11 protein-coding genes are annotated in these 16,864 nt (G+C 71.4%); 5 read left to right on the top strand and 6 right to left on the bottom strand.

The genetic code is table 11. The features are described from left to right. Positions 1-14: 14 nt before the first annotated feature. From ADK64_RS28055 to ADK64_RS28040, 4 genes are read right to left on the bottom strand one after another with little or no spacing between them, the layout of a single operon-like run. The gene (locus ADK64_RS28055; RefSeq protein WP_053663295.1) at positions 15-536 is read right to left on the bottom strand and encodes a peptidoglycan DD-metalloendopeptidase family protein; all 522 of its coding nucleotides are present in this window, start codon (positions 534-536) and stop codon (positions 15-17) included. 40 nt (positions 537-576) lie between these two features. Then, complete coding sequence (locus ADK64_RS28050; RefSeq protein WP_053663293.1) at positions 577-1,458, bottom strand: peptidoglycan-binding domain-containing protein; 882 nt, start codon at positions 1,456-1,458, stop codon at positions 577-579. A 44-nt stretch (positions 1,459-1,502) separates the two neighbouring features. Next, positions 1,503-5,897 (bottom strand): peptidoglycan-binding domain-containing protein, encoded by a 4,395-nt coding sequence (locus ADK64_RS28045; RefSeq protein WP_053663291.1) that lies wholly within the window; start codon positions 5,895-5,897, stop codon positions 1,503-1,505. 18 nt (positions 5,898-5,915) lie between these two features. Beyond that, positions 5,916-8,798, bottom strand: a complete 2,883-nt coding sequence (locus ADK64_RS28040; RefSeq protein WP_159046345.1) for a hypothetical protein — start codon at positions 8,796-8,798, stop codon at positions 5,916-5,918. Positions 8,799-8,909: 111 nt separating this feature from the next. Here ADK64_RS28040 and ADK64_RS48475 point away from each other — a divergent pair, with 111 nt between their 5' ends. From ADK64_RS48475 to ADK64_RS28030, 3 genes are all read left to right on the top strand, one after another. After that, positions 8,910-9,044, top strand: coding sequence for a hypothetical protein (locus ADK64_RS48475; protein ID WP_267888564.1), 135 nt, complete (start codon positions 8,910-8,912; stop codon positions 9,042-9,044). A gap of 278 nt (positions 9,045-9,322) precedes the next feature. Continuing rightward, the gene (locus ADK64_RS28035) at positions 9,323-10,060 is read left to right on the top strand and encodes an AfsR/SARP family transcriptional regulator (protein WP_053663287.1); all 738 of its coding nucleotides are present in this window, start codon (positions 9,323-9,325) and stop codon (positions 10,058-10,060) included. 97 nt (positions 10,061-10,157) lie between these two features. Further along, positions 10,158-11,669, top strand: a complete 1,512-nt coding sequence (locus ADK64_RS28030) for an esterase/lipase family protein (RefSeq protein ID WP_053663285.1) — start codon at positions 10,158-10,160, stop codon at positions 11,667-11,669. A gap of 40 nt (positions 11,670-11,709) precedes the next feature. Here ADK64_RS28030 and ADK64_RS28025 read toward each other — a convergent pair whose 3' ends face one another. Beyond that, on the bottom strand, positions 11,710-12,570 hold the full coding sequence (locus ADK64_RS28025; protein ID WP_053663283.1) for a helix-turn-helix domain-containing protein: 861 nt from the start codon (positions 12,568-12,570) through the stop codon (positions 11,710-11,712). A 151-nt stretch (positions 12,571-12,721) separates the two neighbouring features. On the opposite strand from ADK64_RS28025, the gene ADK64_RS28020 reads away from it, so the two are divergent. Further along, positions 12,722-13,612, top strand: coding sequence for an oxidoreductase (locus tag ADK64_RS28020; RefSeq protein ID WP_053663281.1), 891 nt, complete (start codon positions 12,722-12,724; stop codon positions 13,610-13,612). 38 nt (positions 13,613-13,650) lie between these two features. Further along, positions 13,651-14,271, top strand: a complete 621-nt coding sequence (locus tag ADK64_RS28015) for a DNA polymerase ligase N-terminal domain-containing protein (RefSeq protein WP_053663280.1) — start codon at positions 13,651-13,653, stop codon at positions 14,269-14,271. Between the two features lie 214 nt (positions 14,272-14,485). On the opposite strand, the gene ADK64_RS28010 is transcribed toward ADK64_RS28015, so the two are convergent. Further along, positions 14,486-16,852 carry a SpoIIE family protein phosphatase gene (locus ADK64_RS28010; protein WP_053663278.1) on the bottom strand — a complete coding sequence of 789 codons (2,367 nt, stop codon included), beginning with the start codon at positions 16,850-16,852 and terminating at the stop codon, positions 14,486-14,488. Positions 16,853-16,864: the final 12 nt, after the last annotated feature.

Raw genomic sequence — 16,864 nt, 5'->3', positions numbered from 1 at the left:
CGATCGGGTGGATGTCAGTTGACGACCGGCGGGGTGCCGTCCTGCATGAACGTCACGGTGGTGACATCGTCCGTGTTGGCCGTGTCCTGGAAGAGCTGGTACAGATCGACGCCCTGGTAGGTGCCGTTCGGTGCCCCGCCGATGATCTCGACCAGCGCGAGGTGGAGATGCGGGGCCGTCGGGTCGAACCGGAGCACGGTGCCCAGCAGGTCGCCCCTGCTGATGGAGGACCCGACCGCCATGTCGGGCGACACATCGGTGAGATGTGTGTAGAAGCCGCCCATCATGTCGTTGGGGGCACGCATGAACAGCTGGGCCCCATAGACGTGCGCGGTGTCCGCGGCGGAGTTGTCCGGCGTGTAGCGGGTGACGTGTGCGTCGAAGGCGGCGAAGACCTGGGTGCCCCCGCCCGCACCCAGATCCATCCCGAACTGGATGTACCAGTTCGGCGGCACATGGTCACCTGTGTTGGGGCCGCCGAGGCCACCGGTGAATCCTGACGGGAACGGATTGGAGAGATCGATGTCGAAAGACACGGTGAATCCTTCCTCGCTCTCGCATGAAGCCGCGAACGGATCACGCTGGAATCACGTTGAAACCCGCGCCGGCGAGCCGGGAGCTCAAAGCGCTCACCGTGGCGGGGTCGTCGAACTGCCCGTTCGCCGGGTCGATTCCGTTGGCCGTCTGGAACGCCCGTACCCCGGCCTGCGTACTGGGGCCGTCCGCACCGTCCTGGCGGCCCGGGTTGAACCCCAGGGCCAGCAGCGCGCCCTGGACCTCGAAGACGTCGGACAGCCGCATCGCGATCTGCTCCGAGGGCTGCCCCTGGTCTGCGACGAGCTGGGCCAGCAGGAAGTGCTCCCGGTCCAGTTTGTTCCGGATCTGGATGGTTCCCTCGTCCGGGGTGAAATGACACTGATCGGCGGCGCCGTTCCAGTCGTGGTTGGCGACAGCCGCCCGGAACACGGGGAAATCGTTGAGCGTCGGTCCCAGCGCCCAGGACATGCTCAGGGCCGCCAGTTGCGCATTGGCCGGCCAGTCGGCGAAGTCGCCGAACTCGGAGTGGGACAGGAGCACCGACTCCATCTGGTCGAGTTTGCTGAACACCCCGCGATCGATCTCGTCGTCGCCCACGTGCAGCGAGGTCAGCGGCCTGAACGCGTTGTGCCCCTGCGCCGCCAGTTCCAGGTGCCCCTTGACGGCGTCCCAGTCGGCGGCGATCTGGTCGGCCGTCGCATCCGAGTCGTCGTCGTTGACCAGCCAGTGGAAGTCCCGCGCCTCGGCCAGCGAGCTCTGCCGCTCCGCGTCGGTCGGCGCCGAGTCGGGGTGTGCCGTCTCGTCGATCTTGTTGCCGATGCCGGTGCTCACCCAGCCCTTCTGGTCCAGGTACATGAAGTGCACGCGGCCTTCGAGCGGATCGTTGAATCCGATCCAGTAATTGCGGACGCTGTCGAACATGGTGTGGCCTCCGGATCAGGCTCGTGGGACTACGGGACGGAAGGTCAGTGATGCCCGAACCCGCCATGGTCGTCGTGATCGTCGTGGTCGTCGCCGCCATGTCTCGGCGGGAGGTCGACGGTGTCGCAGTAGAGCACCGGGCCCGGGGGCGTGGTCGGAGTGGACGGCGCGGGCGGCGTGGATCCGTCCGCCCGGATGCCCTCGGTCTCCATGACGAGCAGGCGCAGCGGCATCCCCGGCGGCACGGGTGGGACCGGGACCTGGCCGGTGTAGAAGGGCCTGTGGGAGGACTCCGCGTCGATCGAGGTCAGCTGGGTGACGGTGTCCTCGAGCGTCACCCAGCCGAGGTCGTCGTCGGTGACGACGTCGTGCCGGCGCTGCAGCGTGGCGGTGACAAGGGGCGGCGCCGAGCCGGTGGGGTCCCAGGAGGGGCCGGTGAGGCTGACCGAGATCGACTGGCCGAGCGTGACGGTCAGTTCACGGTCGGGCAGGACGCGTACCAGGTCGGCGAGTACGACCGAGGAGATCTCGGCCCCGGGGATCGAGTCCGGCTGGTAGCGGACCAGGGCGAGCCGGACGAAGGGCAGACAGGCGTCCCCGGTGTCCAGTTCCAGGTCGCAGAACCAGCGGCCGCCCTGCCCGTCCGCGTCGAACTGCGGGGTGAAGCCCACGACCGTGACGGGGAGCGGGCCGGAGGGGGTCGTGAGAGAGACGTTCCTGGGCTGCTCGGCATGGGTGAAGACGTCGGCGGTCGGCGCGACCACGGGTGCGGAACGGTGCACGGGGTCTCGTCCCATCAGGGTGACCCAGGCGTCCTGCACGGAAGTCGGGTCGCCCCCGGGCTGCCGGCCGAGGACCACGCCGAGCAGTTCACCGTCTCCGGAGGAGTACCACGGACGGTCCAGGTACACCCGGACACCGCCACCGTGCCGCCGCTGGACGAGGGCACCGGAGGGCCCGTCGGCCCGCTCCAGGGACAGGGTGGGCATGCAGTACAGCAGCCGTGGTGCCGTGGGCGGTGCGCTGCTGAGCACCGAGAGTTCCTGCGCCGCCCCCTGCACGGACAGGTCGTTCCTGCCGGGGTCGGCGAACTGCGCGGGGAAGTAGTCGCCGAAGCTGCTGCCTGCCAGGGGGCTGTAGCGCACCGTGCGGTGTTTGGTGTCGCCGAACTCGTGCTGCTTGATGTCGGGCGGGGTGGTGCCGGTCGCGGCGGCCCCGGTGTCGAAGGTCAGCAGGCCGTCCTGGAGGACCACGGGTGCGGCGCCGGGGGCTCCGGTCCGGTTCGCCCGCGCCGTGAGCAGCCCGAACACGGGGGCCGTCATCGGCTGGGCGTTGCGGCCCGCGGGGCCGGCGTCCGTCACCTCCGTCCACTGCGCGACCAGGTCGATCCGGTCCGTGGTGCCCTCGTCGAGCGCGATGGTGCCGGCGAGTTGCTGCGCCGTCGCGTGGTCGGGACGCGGGGGTGGCGGAGTCCGCAGGTTCAACACGGGTGTCCTGAGCGGCTGTTGTACGGCGTGCACGAGGGTCAGTTCCTGCCAGGGGGTGAACATCCAGTGCCGGCCGGCCGCGGCCAGTGCGAGCACTTGCTCCGGTGCCTGCGGCTCCGGCGCGCCGTGCACCGGGTCCTGCACCGCGTCCTGGCACCAGGTGGCCAGGCCCATGACGTCCCCGTCCAGTTTGATCCCGGAGCACACCCGGACCGTCGCCACGACGCCTTGTGGCAGCGACACCGTCAGCACCCTGGACGCGTCGTCGAAGCGGGGTGGCCCGCTGCCCTCGGCCAGCACCAGCCGGAAGGACTGGGGTTGGTGCCACGCGCTGCCGTCCCAGGGGACGAACAAGGGCTGGCCCGCGGGCATGCCGGGCAGGTCGAGGAGGACGGCGCCGGTGGACAGCGGATCGGGAAGATAGGGGAGTTCGATCCGCTCGCCGGTGTGCAGCGCGGTCGTCGGCGGGTGGGCGGGATCCGCGGACGGCGAAGTGATCGGCACGAGCCGCACATCCGGCCCGGTCACATCGCTCAGCGAGCCGCTCTCCCGTACGGCCAGGCCCCAGACCGCGTTCTGGACGTTCTGGTCGGTCGATCCGATGGCCTCGTCCAGCAGTCCATGACGCTCCACGCACTGCAACGACCCCTTCGGCGCCACCAGGTGGCGTTCGTCGGTCCCCTGGTAGGGGGCGTGGCCTGCCTCGGTGACCAGCGGCGACTTGTTGAAGTCGGCGGCGTACTCCTGCGCCGCCGTGCCGCCCGCCGCCGCGGGGCCCGCGGGGCCGGTGCCGCAGTCGACGGTGAAGCCGTTCTTGCGCCCCAGTTCGGTGAGGGACTGGCAGCCGGGGACGCCGTCCGCGTCGCTGCCCGAGAAACCCTGGTCTCGCTGCTCCTCGGCGTAGGCGGCCCTGGTGTCCGGGCCGAAGAAACCGTCGTCGCCGCCCGGAAGGTGGTGGCCGCCCGCGATGAGAGCCCGCTGGACGATACGGATGTCGTCGTTGGTCTGCTGGGGCTGGACTCTGGAGAGCAGGACCGGTTGCGTGCTGCCCGTGGCGCCGGGAGCGGCGGCCGGGGGCGGTGCGGGGCCCGGGCTGCTCCGGATCACCATCCGGTAGGCCGAGGCGCCTTCTCCGAACGGCAGCCTGGGTGCGACGGCCGGCGCCGGGACGGCCTCGAACCTCTGGAAGGTCAGCAATCCGCCGCCGGCGGGCAGCGTCAGGTCCTTCGGGTCCGCCGGTGCCTGGCCCGTCGGGTTCGTGAAGGCGGTGGCCTGCGTGAGGTCGAGGCCGTTGCCCGCCAGGTCGACGGTGCGCAGCCGCACCCGGTACCTGCTCCCGAAGCGCAGCCGGGGCAGTGAACCGGGCCGCACGCTGACCGTGATCTCCAGCGGTACTCCCGGCCCGGCCTCGTTCTTGGGCTCGACAGGCGGCCTGGGGGGCTGTCCGGGCTCGTCCGGCGCGCTGTCCAGCACCAGACCCGGGCGGTGCGCGGACAACGACCATCCGTCCCAGGTGGCCAGGTGCTCGGGTACGAGGGGCGCGGAACCGTCGGGCGGTGAGGCCAGGTGGGCCTGGAAGAAGCCTTCGTCCGAGACGGTGAGCAGCGGCGCTCCGGCGTTCGGCAGGCGGTACTCCACATCGCGCTGGTGCAGCGAGAACCACTGTCTGCGGCCCTCGTCCCAGATGTCCATCCGGTGGCCGCGGACCACGTCGTCGGCGGCCAGTACGGGGCCCACCGGAGAGGGCTGTTTGACGGCTTCGGCGAAGGTGTCGTCGAACTGTTTGGCCTGGTCGAACTCACTGGCGAGCTTGCTCTTGCGGCCGTTTTCGATCAGCGATATCCCGTGCGCCCGTACCGGGGACAGGCCGGTGGACTGCTGGGAGGCCGTCAGCATCCCCAGCGCGGCGGCGTCGAGGTCGGTCTGCTCGAGGAAGTAGTCCTCCCCCGCCCCCACCCCGACCAGGCCCTGGGACGGCGGCGCCAGCGGCTCGGCGGGCGTGGCCTCCTTGGCGGCGGGGACGAAGACGTGCCGGTCCGCGAGGAAGACGTAGCGGGTACGGGCGGGCACGTCCTTCGAGGCCGATCCGAGTACGGACGACCAGTGGGCCACGACGGTCAGCAGCCGTTCGCCCGAGGAGGCGGGGAGCTGGTGGGCCGGCAGGAGGAAGTCCAGGACGAGCCCGAGACGCCGGAGCAACGTGGGGTGGTCGCCGAGCGAGGTGAGGATGGCGTGGAAGTCGGGAGGCCGGGGAGGGCTCAGCGGCCCTGTCTGTGGCGCGTTCGTGTCCGCTTCCGCGCTCTCGCTCACGGTCTCGAGGCCGGACCCGGCACTCGGCCTTCTCGTCGTGATCGAGTGGAACGTGTCCAGATCGGAGAGCGCCGACAGGTCGGGAGGCCGCGGTGGGACGGGGCCGTCGACGTCGTGGCCCTGGCCCTCGTCGATCGGTGCGGCGGGGACGGGCGCCCCCAGCGCGTTCCACGTCGATGGCGGTTCCTCGGGCCACGTCTGGGCGGCGCGGGCGTAGGCCTTCCGGGTGAAGTCACGGACCTCCCTGACGCTGTACGTACGGAGTGCCGCGTGCGAGTGCTCGTCAGAGACGGGAGTGCTGAAGACGTAGGGCTCCAGCGGGGTGTCCCCGTGGAAGACGCTCGTCCACAGGGTCGGATCGGGGGCGGGTCCCTGTGGTACGAGGAGACCGGTGAACACCGTGGACGGCCCCGTGGCACTGTCGGCCGTCGCGAACTCGAAGTGGGCCTTGCCGACCGCCACCGGCCAGTTGATGAAGTCGCCGAACTGCGACAGCGTGGCCGACGGATCGTCGGGGGCCGGTAGGGGTGCGGTGTCGGGGAGCAGTCGGGGTGCGACGAAGAGCGACACCTTGGCCTGGGTCCCGTCGTCCGAGAGCCCGGCCGGCAGAACGGTCCAGTTGATGTGCTGTTCGAGGGACATGGTCGTCTCCCACCGGGATCACTGGGCGAACGCCGCGCAGTAGACGCGCCAGTGCGAATCCCTCGGCATGCAGAGGGCGAAGGACGGGTCGGCGGACGAGCCGGAGAAGGTCCGCTCGAAGGGGATCGAAACGGACTTGCTGAAGAAGGCGATCCGTACGCTGACGGTGAGATGACCACTGCCGCGGATCACCGTCTGGTGGCCGTGCCGCTCGTAGCTCAGTTCCACGGAGAAGTCGATGGACACCGTGACGATGCCCAGCACGGACAGGAAGCCGTTGAACCGTAGGTATCCGGTCAGCCTGGCGTTCTTTCCGTCGAGCATGAAGCTGACGCCCGCCATGACGGTCACTCCGCCGGCCGCGACACCGACGTCGAGCGCGGCGCAGCCGCCGAACTCTATGGCGCCCTCGATCTCTATGCTCCCCTCGCCGCTCTTCCCCACGTCACCGGGTTGGATGAAGACCCGCATGGAGAAGTAGCCGCCCCCGCCGAACAGGGAGACGCTGAGGTTGAAGGGGTGCTGCCGCTCGGAGACCGAGAACCGGAAGCTGGGGGACGTGCCGTCGAACGGGATGGTCAGCTCGGCGCCCAGGCTGAGGTTCGACAGGTTGAAGACGCCCAGGGGGATGGACGGAATCGCGAGTTTGTAGCCCGCGACGATCCCCGACGGCTGGACGTCGACATAGGCGCCGGCGCCGAAGACGTCCGAAGGCAGGGCACTGCGGAGGGTGTTGATGAACTGCAGATCGTTCTGGAACGACACCGCCAGGCCGGAGGCCGTCACGTCGGGCTTCTTGCCCGGGCCGGTTCTGAACCTCAGGTCGGCGATGTCGACCCGGATGTCACCGAAGTCCAGCTCGAAGTCGGTCAGTCTGCCGTCCACGGTGGTGTTGTCGACAGCGTCCTTCGACCGAATGGTCCGGGCGTCCAGGGTCAGCATGGGCGGGGAGGCCGAACTGCTGGATACTTGGAGGACTTTCGTCGGATCCGGCAGCTTCAGCTCGGTCTTCCACACATAGCGCAGTTCCTTGCCCTGCCCGTCCGCCATGTCGCGGACGCGCAGCACCGGCACCGCCAGCCGGCCGTTCGCGTCGTCCAGGACGGCCTGGATCTGGTCGTCGCCGAGGTTGCGAAGGTGGTCCAGGTCGTCCGTGCCGATGGCGCCCAGGATCTGGGTCAGGTCGATGAGACCGAGGATCTTGGCCCCGCCGAAGAGGTCCGCGATCTGCTGCGTGCCGAAGACGTCCGGGACGGCTCCCGCCTGACTGGTGATCACGCTGAGAGCGGCCTGGGGGCTGGCGAGGCCGCCGGCCTTCTCCTCCCCGAGTTTCAGGGGGAGCGGGGTCGCGAGGCGCAAATAGGCGCCCGCGGGGTGAGCGTCCATGCTCTGCTCGAGATAGGTCTGGTCGAAGCTGACCGGGAGGGGACCGACGTTCGGGAGGAACTGTTCCACCGCGTGGACTCGTACCTCGGCGGCGGACACATGGGGCAGCCCGACCGCGGGCCGCGGTGACGGACCGAGGGTGCCGAGTCCGAACGTCAGGCTCTCGACCGCGTGCGCGGTGCTGCCGGGCGCGTCGGCCGGAGGCTGCGCCATGGCCATCGTCTGGCCGTACATCAAACGCGTCCGGCGGTTGGGGACGTTGGTCCCTGCCGGATCCTTCTCGTTGTAGACCGTGCTCAACGCCTCACCGGGATCGGTCCCTCCGTCGGGCACGAAGACCAGGGGCATGGTGAAGCTGACGGTCCGGTTCTCCGAGTCCGTGCCGATCAGGGTGAACGGGTGATCCGTGCCGGAGGCCAGAAGCTTCACCCAGAAGATTCCGGAATCCGACTGGACCGGCTGGACCGGCTGGATCGGCGGGGTGACGCGGTCGGTAATGCGCAACGTGCGGAAGGGCATTTCGCGCCCCGCGAACGTGAATCCGCTGGTCGGCGCGTACTGGACCTCCGGCTGCTTGACGATGATGCGCTCCTCGTGTTGCAGATAGGCGATGATCCCGTCGTTCGGGTGCGCCGCGAAGACGCGCTTGGACTCCTTGAAGAGCGAGGCCTGGTGACCGGTGCTCAAATGGCCGCGCGTGACGACGCGTACGTACTGGTCACGCCCGAGCCCGCTGATGTGGTCGTACATCTGCAGCTTCGGAAGAGGCCGCCCGGCCGGCTCGTTCGGGGACCCGTCGGTCTCCGGTGGTATGTCCCAGTCGCCGTGCAGATGGGCCGAGGCGCCCAGCGGGGTGACGATGAACTGATCCGAGTGCAACGGCGCGCTCGGCACGTCGACGGGGGCACCACCGGCCGGGACGGTGAGTTCGGCCCCGCTGGTGAGGGTGACGATGTCCTGCAGGTCCTGATCGGCGAGCGGGCTGCCGTCGGGCAGCGGCCCCCGCTCCCCGACCGTCGCGCGGGCGAAGGCCCTCAGCAGCACGTCCCCGTTCTGCGTGCCGAGCAGCCGGGCGTGCCACAACGCGGTGCGCCCGTCGGCCTGTTGGGGATCGGTCCGGGCCGCCCAGCCGACCGGCTCGGCGTAGGTGATCAGCAGCCGGGTGGGAAACTCGATGACGCTTCTGGGGATGCCCTGGAACACCGTCGAATCGGGCGTGTCCGGACCCGGCAGACCGACCGGAACGGTCATCGCCACGAGGCTCGACCAGTCGAGCAGCGAGGTCAGCGACAGTTCCAGGCCGTCCAGGGTGGCCGGGACCGAGAAGGCCAGACTGGACGTGCCGGCGGTGGCCGCGAATACGGGAGCGATGCCGGGTATCTGCTCGAAGCTCTGCTCCAGCACGTGCTGCGGCGGCAGTGCCACGACCACGAGCGTCGGCGCGGCCGGATCGCGCCGCACCAGGCGACGGCCGTCGAAACGCAGATTGACCAGGGTGATGTCCACGACGAGCATGTCCGCGGGCCGCACCACCCGGAACGGGCCCTCCGCGACGTCCCCGTCCTGCGAACCGGGATCCGGGGGACCGCCGTGATCCGGAGGACCGCCGTGATCCGGAGGACCGTCATGCGGACCGAACGGATGGGGACCGCCGGCGCCGCCACCGTGATCGTCGCCGTCACCACCGAAGTGACCGTCGCCGGGATGGTGTCGCAACTCCTGCCAAGGCCCCGGGGCGACAGGACGGGCGATGTGGAATGACATGACGTACGCCTCATCCGGGAGTGTGAGGGTCGTTGACGTGGGGCGACGCCGCTCACCGTCTTCCATGCTCGCTCCGGCGGCGGATTCTCGCCACTGGAGGCCGCTGCGGCAACCGCAGGCGCGGACGTGCCGCACCGCCCCAGGGCCGCGGATCCGTTCGCCGCTGAACTCGCCCCAAAACCGGTCCCGTTGATCTCAGAAGTTGCACAGCCCGCCCGCACCTGCTGAAACTGAGGGCACGAGGCTTCCCCGGAGCCGGCGAGACGCTCGCCCCGGTGAGCGAGGCGGTCAAGGTGGTTTCCTCTCCCCAGTTGCGGCTGCTCGGCCAGTTCCGGCTGGAGTGCGGCGCCGAGCCGGTCGAACTGTGCCGCAACGGCCAGCGCCTGCTGGCGTTCGTCGCGCTACGGCGCCGTGTGTCCCGTACGGTGCTCGCCGGGACGTTGTGGCCCGAGGTCACCGAAGATCACGCCCGGGGCAGCCTGCGCACCACCCTGTGGAAGCTTCCGCGCGGTGACCAGCCCCTGATCCGGTGCAGCGGGGACTCCCTGGTGGCCGCCACGGGCCTGGGCGTCGACGTGCATTCCTTCACCGAGACGGCACTCGGCGTCCTGCAGGGCAGCGTTCCTGCGCCCACCGCACCACTCCCGCACGGCCTGCTGGGCGGAGACGACCTGCTGCCGGGCTGGGACGAGGAGTGGGTGCTGCTGGAGCGTGAACGCCTGCGGCAGTTGCGGCTGCACGCCCTCGACGCGCTGGCCGAGGCGCTCGTACGCGCGGGACGGCCGGCACTCGCCCTGGAGGCGGCGTGGGAGAGCGTGCGCACGGATCCGCTGCGGGAGAGTGCGCACCGGGCCGCCGTATCCGCGCATCTAGCGGAGGGCAATCTCATGGAGGCGGTCCGGCACTACCGCTCGTTCCGGCGGCTGCTGCTGAACGAGCTGGGGGTCGAGCCGTCCGCCCGGTTCGCTCACCTGCTCTCCCGCCACGGGGTCACCGTCCCGCTGCGCGGGTGACGCGAGGGTGACGCCGGGCTGACGGCACATCCGTAGCCTCGGCGGCGAACCGGGCATGAGGTCCGGATCCTGGTGCCGGACGTTCCTGGAGGCCCGTATGACACCGGCCCCGAAGCTCCCGATCGTCTACGTCCGGGGATACGCCGGAAACACCGCGGGCATCGACACCGCGGTGACGGACCCCTTCTACGGGTTCAACCTGGGTTCCACGCACATCCGGATCGGACCGGACGACCAGCCGTGCTTCTTCCAGTTCGAAAGTCCCTTGCTGCGCCTGCACCTGGACGAGGGCTACAAGATCCTGGTCGACGGCGGCCAGGAGGCCTACCTCGCCACCCACGACACGATTCCGCAGGACAGCATCTGGATCCACCGTTTCTACGACACGTCCGCGACGACCTGGGGTGCCAGTCCTCACGAGTTCCGGCTGGAGACGGCCGCGCAGGACCTGTTGACACTGATCGAGACCATCAGGGCGAAGTCCCAGGCACCGCGCGTCCACCTGGTCGCCCACTCCATGGGGGGCCTGGTGTGCCGCTGCCTCATGCAGAAGATCCTCCCGGATCAGGGCTGCGATCCGGCCGACTACGTCGACAAGTTCTTCACCTACGGCACCCCGCACGGCGGCATCGCCTTCGACGTCGGTTTCGGCGTGCTGGAGAGACTGCGCGACATCACCGGCATCAACGGCGCGGACATCTTCGGGCCTCAGCGGATGTACGAGTACCTGACGCCGAAGTCCGACGTCGACCCGGGTGGTCCGCCCGCGGGTTGGGACGCGCGGAGCATGTCACCGGGCGGGCCGTCCGACTTCCCCCTCGGCCGCGTCTTCTGCCTGATCGGCACCGACCCGACGGACTACGACGTGGCGCACGGCCTGTCCGCCGCCACGGTCGGACCCCGCAGCGACGGACTGGTGCAGATCGACAACGCCTACGTCCCCGGCGCGTACCGGGCCTATGTGCACCGCAGTCACAGTGGCACCTACGGACTCGTCAACTCCGAGGAGGGCTACCAGAATCTGCGTCGCTTCCTGTTCGGGGACCGCAAGGTGGAGACCACACTCGTCGACGCCCTGCTGCCGCAGCGGCCCGACACGACCTGGCAGGCCGAGGTCCTGCTGTCGGTGCGCGGGCTCCAGATCGTCACGCACGAGCAGACGACGGCCCAGTGGTGCCCGATCCAGTTGCCGGACGGCGCGGCAGCCGGCACGGCGTCCGTGCCCCTGGTGACCACCTTCCTGAACAGCGCCCTTCTCGCGGCGGGCGCCGACACCATGCGGTACGCGCTGCATCTGCGGATCCTGTCGCTGCACCGGTGCGACGGCCTGCTGAGCTTCAAGGACCACCTGGAGCAGACCGCGGACTTCGACGACATCCTCGTCATCGACGTCCGCGCCGACCCCAGCGCCGCCGGGCCCGCCGTCTCGGCCACCTGGAACTCCGCCATCACCGGCCCGATCAGCGCGTACCGTCCCGACGGCGGCGCCCTCGACGACGAGAACCCCGCGGCCGGCATCTGGGTCAACGACATCGAGCTGCCCGCCACCGCCGCCCCCATCGTCGGACAGGACGCGCGGATCCGGCTCACGGTGACCCCCTGGAACTGACGGGGTTCCGCCGGCTGCGGCCCCTCGGGCCGGCGGTCGGCTACTGGTCCTCGACGCGCTCCGGGGTGATGCCGCCCGCGGGCGCGCTCAGGCTCCCGAGGATGTCCAGGAGTTCGGCGCTGCGGCTGCCGGGCTCCGCGTGGAAGACGACCAGGGTGAGTCCGTCGGTGCCGTCCACGGACAATTTGTTCGAGTGCAGGTCGAGTTCGCCGACCTGGGGATGGGTGAGATGGCTGGTGCGGCCGCGTCGGGGGCGTACCTCGTGCCGGGCCCACAGCGTGCGGCAGCGTTCGCTGCGCAGGGACAGTTCGCCGACCAGGTCGCGCAGCCGTGGGTCGTCCGCGTCCGCGCCTGCCTCGGACCGGAGCACGGCCACGCCCTCCTCGGTCAGCTCCTCCCAGTCCCGGCGCAGTTCGCGCTCGGCGGGGTCGAGGAAGACGGCCCGCAGGAGGGTGACGCCGGGCCGGTAGTTCGGGCTGAGCGCGGTGGCGAGGGCGTTGGCGGCCAGGCAGTCGGTGTAGCGGTTCTGCACATAGGCGGGGTTGCGCGGCCAGCCGGCGATGAGCTGCAGCAGGCTCGGCGGGACCCGCTGCGACCGGCGTCCGGGCCGTACCCCGAAGGCGGGCCGGTCCTGGGCGAGACCGACGAGGTGGGCCGTGGCGTCGGCGTCCAGCCGCAGCACGCGGGCGACGGCCTCGAGGACCTGCACGGACGGGTTGCGGTCCCGGCCCTGCTCCAGCCGCAGGTAGTAGTCGGAGCTGATGCCGGCCAGCATGGCGACCTCCTCCCGGCGCAGCCCCGGCACCCGGCGCAGGCCGCCGCCGGGCAGCCCCACGTCCTCGGGCCGCACCAGCGCCCGGCGGGCGCGCAGGAACTCACCGAGCGCGTTCGATCCGTCCATGGCACCCACCGTACGGCCGGGCGGGCGGCGGTGACTGTCCCTGTCACTCCCAGGATCGCGGGGGTACTGCCACGGCGGGGGGGGCACCGGCGCAGGGTGGAGAGCGAGGCGCCGGACCGGCCGGGCGCCCGGACATCTTGCGAGGTACGACATGACAGCACAGCTCGGCGGCACCGTCACCCCGGCCGACGGCCTGACCCTGACCCGCGTCGGCTACGGCGCCATGCAGCTGGCGGGGCCGCACGTCTTCGGCCCGCCGAGGGACCGGGCCCGGGCCGTGGCGGTGCTGCGCGCGGCGGTGGAGGCGGGCATCACGCACATCGACACCGCCGACTTCTACGGCCCCGTCGTCGTCAACGAGATCATCCGCGAGGCCCTGCACCCCTACCCCGAGGATCTGCACATCGTCACCAAGGTCGGCGCCCGCCGCGGGGCCGACGGCAGCTGGATCGTCTCGCGCCACCCCGAGGACCTGAAGGCGCAGGTCTACGACAACCTGCGCCACCTCGGTGTGGAGAGCCTGGACGTCGTCAATCTGCGTCTCGGCGACATGGACACCCCGAACGAGGACTCCGTCGCGGCACCGTTCGGCGCCCTGGCCGAGTTGCGGGAGCGGGGGCTGATCCGGCACCTGGGGCTGAGTGCCGCGTCCGCCGCGCAGCTGGACGAGGCGCGCGCGATCGCGCCCGTGGTCACCGTGCAGAACCTGTACAACCTGGCCAACCGGCAGGACGACGCGCTGCTGGCGCGTACGGCGGCGGAGCGCATCGCCTTCGTGCCGTACTTCCCGCTCGGCGGCTTCACCCCGTTGCAGTCCAAGACGCTGGCGAAGGTCGCCGCGCGGCTGGGGGCGTCGCCGCAGCAGGTGGCGCTGGCCTGGCTGCTGCGGCGGTCGCCGAACATCGCGCTGATCCCCGGCACGTCGTCCCCGGACCATCTGCGGGAGAACATCGCCGCCGCGTCCCTGGAGCTTCCCCGGGACGCGGTGGCCGAGCTGGACGGCATCGGGGCCGAACGGCCCACGGGCGTTCCGGGCGCGTGAGGCGGACACTCGAAGGGACCCGGTGGAAGGAGCGGGAGGTGGCGGCTGAGGCAGCGGACCGGCTGCGGACGTACCGCGGCAAGCGCGACTTCGAGCGGACTCACGAGCCGGCCGGGCGGCCGGAGCCGACCCCGCACGGGTCCGGCGCGCCCCGGTTCGTGGTGCAGATCCACGACGCGCGGCGGCTGCACTTCGACTTCCGGCTCCAGGTCGGTGACGTCCTGAAGTCCTGGGCGGTCCCGAAGGGCCCGTCCGCCGATCCCGGGGACAAGCGGCTGGCCGTGCCGACCGGGGACCACCCGCTGGAGTACGAGGACTTCGAAGGGGTGATCCCGGGCGGCGAGTACGGCGGCGGCACGGTCATCGTGTGGGACCACGGGACCTACGAGCCGCTGAGCCACGACCGCGGGGGCCGCCCGGTGGGGTTCGCGCGGTCCCTGGCGCACGGGCACGCCACGTTCCGGCTGCACGGCACCAAGCTGCACGGTGAGTACGCGCTGACCCGCTTCCGCGGCGCCGAGGACGGGGAGGAGGCGTGGCTGCTGGTGCGCAAGGGCCCGGCACGGTCGGACGGCCACGGCACCCCGGACCCCCGCCGGGCCCGCTCGGTGCGCACCGGACGCACCCTGGCCCAGGTGACGGCGGACGGCACGGACTGAGGGCGGTCCGGCGCGGGCCGGGCCGGAGCGGAGGGCGACCGCGCGGCGCAGCGCGTCCCGGCAGGCGAGGACGGCGGGACGCCGACGGCCGCGAGGGTGCCGTGGCGTTCGAGTTCGCGCAGCAGGCGCAGGCGGTGCGGATCGAACACGGGCGGCCCGCTCCCCCCGGCGAGGCGTCTGCCCGGCATCCCCGAACGGCCGGTTCTTCCGGGGACTACGGCTTGGGCCCATCCGCTCCGGGCAGCGCCTGTTCGGCCCAGATGGTCTTGCCCAGTCCTGTCTGCCGGCTGCCCCACCGCTGGGTGAGCTGGGCCACCAGGAGCAGTCCCCGGCCGCCCTCGTCGTAGGCCTTGGCCCGGCGCAGATGCGGAGAGGTGGAACTGGCGTCGGAGACCTCGCAGATGAGGGCGCGGTCGCGGATCAGGCGGAGCTGGATGGGGGGTTCGCCGTAGCGGATGGCGTTGGTGACGAGTTCGCTGACGACGAGTTCGGTGACGAAGGCGGCCTCCTCCAGCCCCCAGGCGGTCAGCCGGTCGTCGGCCGCCTGCCTCAGGACCGCGACCTGGGCGGGGTCGGGCGGGACGTCCCAGGTGGCGACCCGGTCGGCGCCGAGGGCGCGGGTGCGGACGAGGAGCAGCGCGACGTCGTCGCCGGGCTGGTCGGGCAGGACGGCTTTCAGGACGCTGTCGCACAGGGCGTCGAGGGAGTCGGCGGGTGCGGCGAGGACCCGGCGCAACGCCTCGGTGGCGCCGTCGAGATCCCCGTCGCGGTCCTCCAGCAGACCGTCGGTGTAGAGCGCGACGACGGACCCCTCGGGCAGCTCCAGTTCCGTCGCCTCGAACGGCAGCCCGCCCACGCCGAGCGGCGGCCCGGCGGCCATGGGGACGGTCTCGGCGGTGCCGCCGGGCCGGACGACGGCCGGGGCCGGGTGGCCGGCGGCGGCCAGGCTGAGCCGACGGGAGACGGGATCGTACACGGCGTACAGGCAGGTGGCGCCGAGCTCGGCGACCTCCTCGCCGCGGTCCTCGGCGCTGTCCTCGGCGGACAGGTGGACGACCAGGTCGTCGAGGTGGGTGAGGAGTTCGTCCGGCGGCAGGTCGACGTCGGCGAGGGTGCGTACGGCCGTGCGCAGCCGGCCCATGCTGGCCGAGGACTGGATGCCGTGGCCGACCACGTCGCCGACGACCAGGGCGACCCGGCCGCCGGAGAGCGGGATGACGTCGAACCAGTCGCCGCCGATGCCGGCCAGGGAGCCGCACGGCAGATACCGGTGGGCCACGTCGACCGCGGCCTGCCCGGGCAGGCCGCGGGGGAGCAGGCTGTGCTGGAGGGCGAGGGCGGTGCTGCGTTCGCGGGCGAAGCGGCGGGCGTTGTCGATGCAGACGGCGGCACGGCTGCCGAGTTCCTCGGCGAAGACCGCGTCGCCGGGACCGTAGTCGTCGGGGTGGTCCGTGCGGACGCAGACGACGACGCCGAGCGTGGTGCCGCGGGCGCGCAGCGGCACCGCGATCATGGAGTGGGCGCCCTGCCGGAGAGGGCGGCTCTCGGGGGAGCGCGCGTTGCGCTCCGCCAGCCACCGGACGAACTCCGGCTCGCCGGCCTGGCTGAGCACCGCGCGGCCATCGCGCAGGGCACGGGCGGGCAGGGAGGACGGCGGGTAGACGTGGGTCCCGCCGATGGGGACGGCGGCTCCGGGGTCGCTCTCGCGGGTGGAGCCGTGGGCGACGCGGTGCAGGACGACGCCCCCGTCGGGGAGCATCGGCGGTTCGTCCGCGCCGAGCACCCAGTCGAGCAGGTCCACACTGGCGAAGTCGGCGTACCGCGGGACGAGGAGTTCGATCAGTTCCCCGGCGGTGCGCACCACGTCCAGGGTGGTGCCGATGCGGGTCGCCGCCTCGTTGAGGAGGGCGAGCCGGCGCCGGGCCCAGTACTGCTCGCCGCTGTCGAAGGCGGCGATGGCGACCGCGCTCGGCGCACCGGAGTCGTCGCGCAGCGGCCACATCTCGATGTTCCAGGCGTTGTCCCGATGCTGCGCGGGAGCGCGGGTGAAGCTCTCGTAGCGAACGGGCCGGCCGGTCTCGATGACCTGGCGCAGATGGCGCTGGTAGACCCGGCTGTACTCGGAGTCCTCCACGGTCTCCGGGTAGAACCGGCCGACCAGGTCCTCCTCGGGTACGCCGATCAGCTGGGAGGCGGCGTCGTTGACCCGCAGATAACGCTGCTGCAGGTCGAGGACCGCCATCGGCATGGAGGCCGTCTGGAAGGCCTGGCCGGTCAGTGCGGCGTCGGGTGGCGCGGGCGGGTCGGCACTCACCACGTATGCGGTGGGCGCGCCGTCGGGGCCGAGGAGCGGGCAGGCGGACAGGGCCAGCACGACCCGGTGTCCGTCGTGGTGCCGCAGGGCGACGGTCCCGGCCCGGGCCGTCAAGGCGTCCCGGGGTACCTCGTCGGCGAGCAGATCCGCCGCGGGCCGGCCCACGACGTCCTCGGCCGTGAGGCCCGTGACCAGCCGCGCTCCCTCGCTCCAGCCGGTCACCCTGCCCAGGGCATCGATGACGGCCACGGCGGCACCATGCTTCATATGCCCCAGGAT

The organism is Streptomyces sp. MMG1121, from assembly GCF_001280015.1.
In the GTDB taxonomy this organism is placed as follows: Bacteria; Actinomycetota; Actinomycetes; order Streptomycetales; family Streptomycetaceae; genus Streptomyces.
Note: the sequence above shows the minus strand (reverse complement) of the source record. Positions and strands in the feature narration are given on the sequence as shown.

Bases quoted from the DNA above. Each gene is read 5' to 3' on its own strand.
- ADK64_RS28050 (WP_053663293.1), bottom strand. From the start codon at position 1,458: ATGTTCGACAGCGTCCGCAATTACTGGATCGGATTCAACGATCCGCTC.
- ADK64_RS28045 (WP_053663291.1), bottom strand. From the start codon at position 5,897: ATGTCCCTCGAACAGCACATCAACTGGACCGTTCTGCCGGCCGGGCTC.
- ADK64_RS28040 (WP_159046345.1), bottom strand. From the start codon at position 8,798: ATGCTCGTCGTGGACATCACCCTGGTCAATCTGCGTTTCGACGGCCGT.
- ADK64_RS48475 (WP_267888564.1), top strand. From the start codon at position 8,910: ATGCGGACCGAACGGATGGGGACCGCCGGCGCCGCCACCGTGATCGTC.
- ADK64_RS28030 (WP_053663285.1), top strand. From the start codon at position 10,158: ATGACACCGGCCCCGAAGCTCCCGATCGTCTACGTCCGGGGATACGCC.
- ADK64_RS28025 (WP_053663283.1), bottom strand. From the start codon at position 12,570: ATGGACGGATCGAACGCGCTCGGTGAGTTCCTGCGCGCCCGCCGGGCG.
- ADK64_RS28020 (WP_053663281.1), top strand. From the start codon at position 12,722: ATGACAGCACAGCTCGGCGGCACCGTCACCCCGGCCGACGGCCTGACC.
- ADK64_RS28010 (WP_053663278.1), bottom strand. From the start codon at position 16,852: ATGAAGCATGGTGCCGCCGTGGCCGTCATCGATGCCCTGGGCAGGGTG.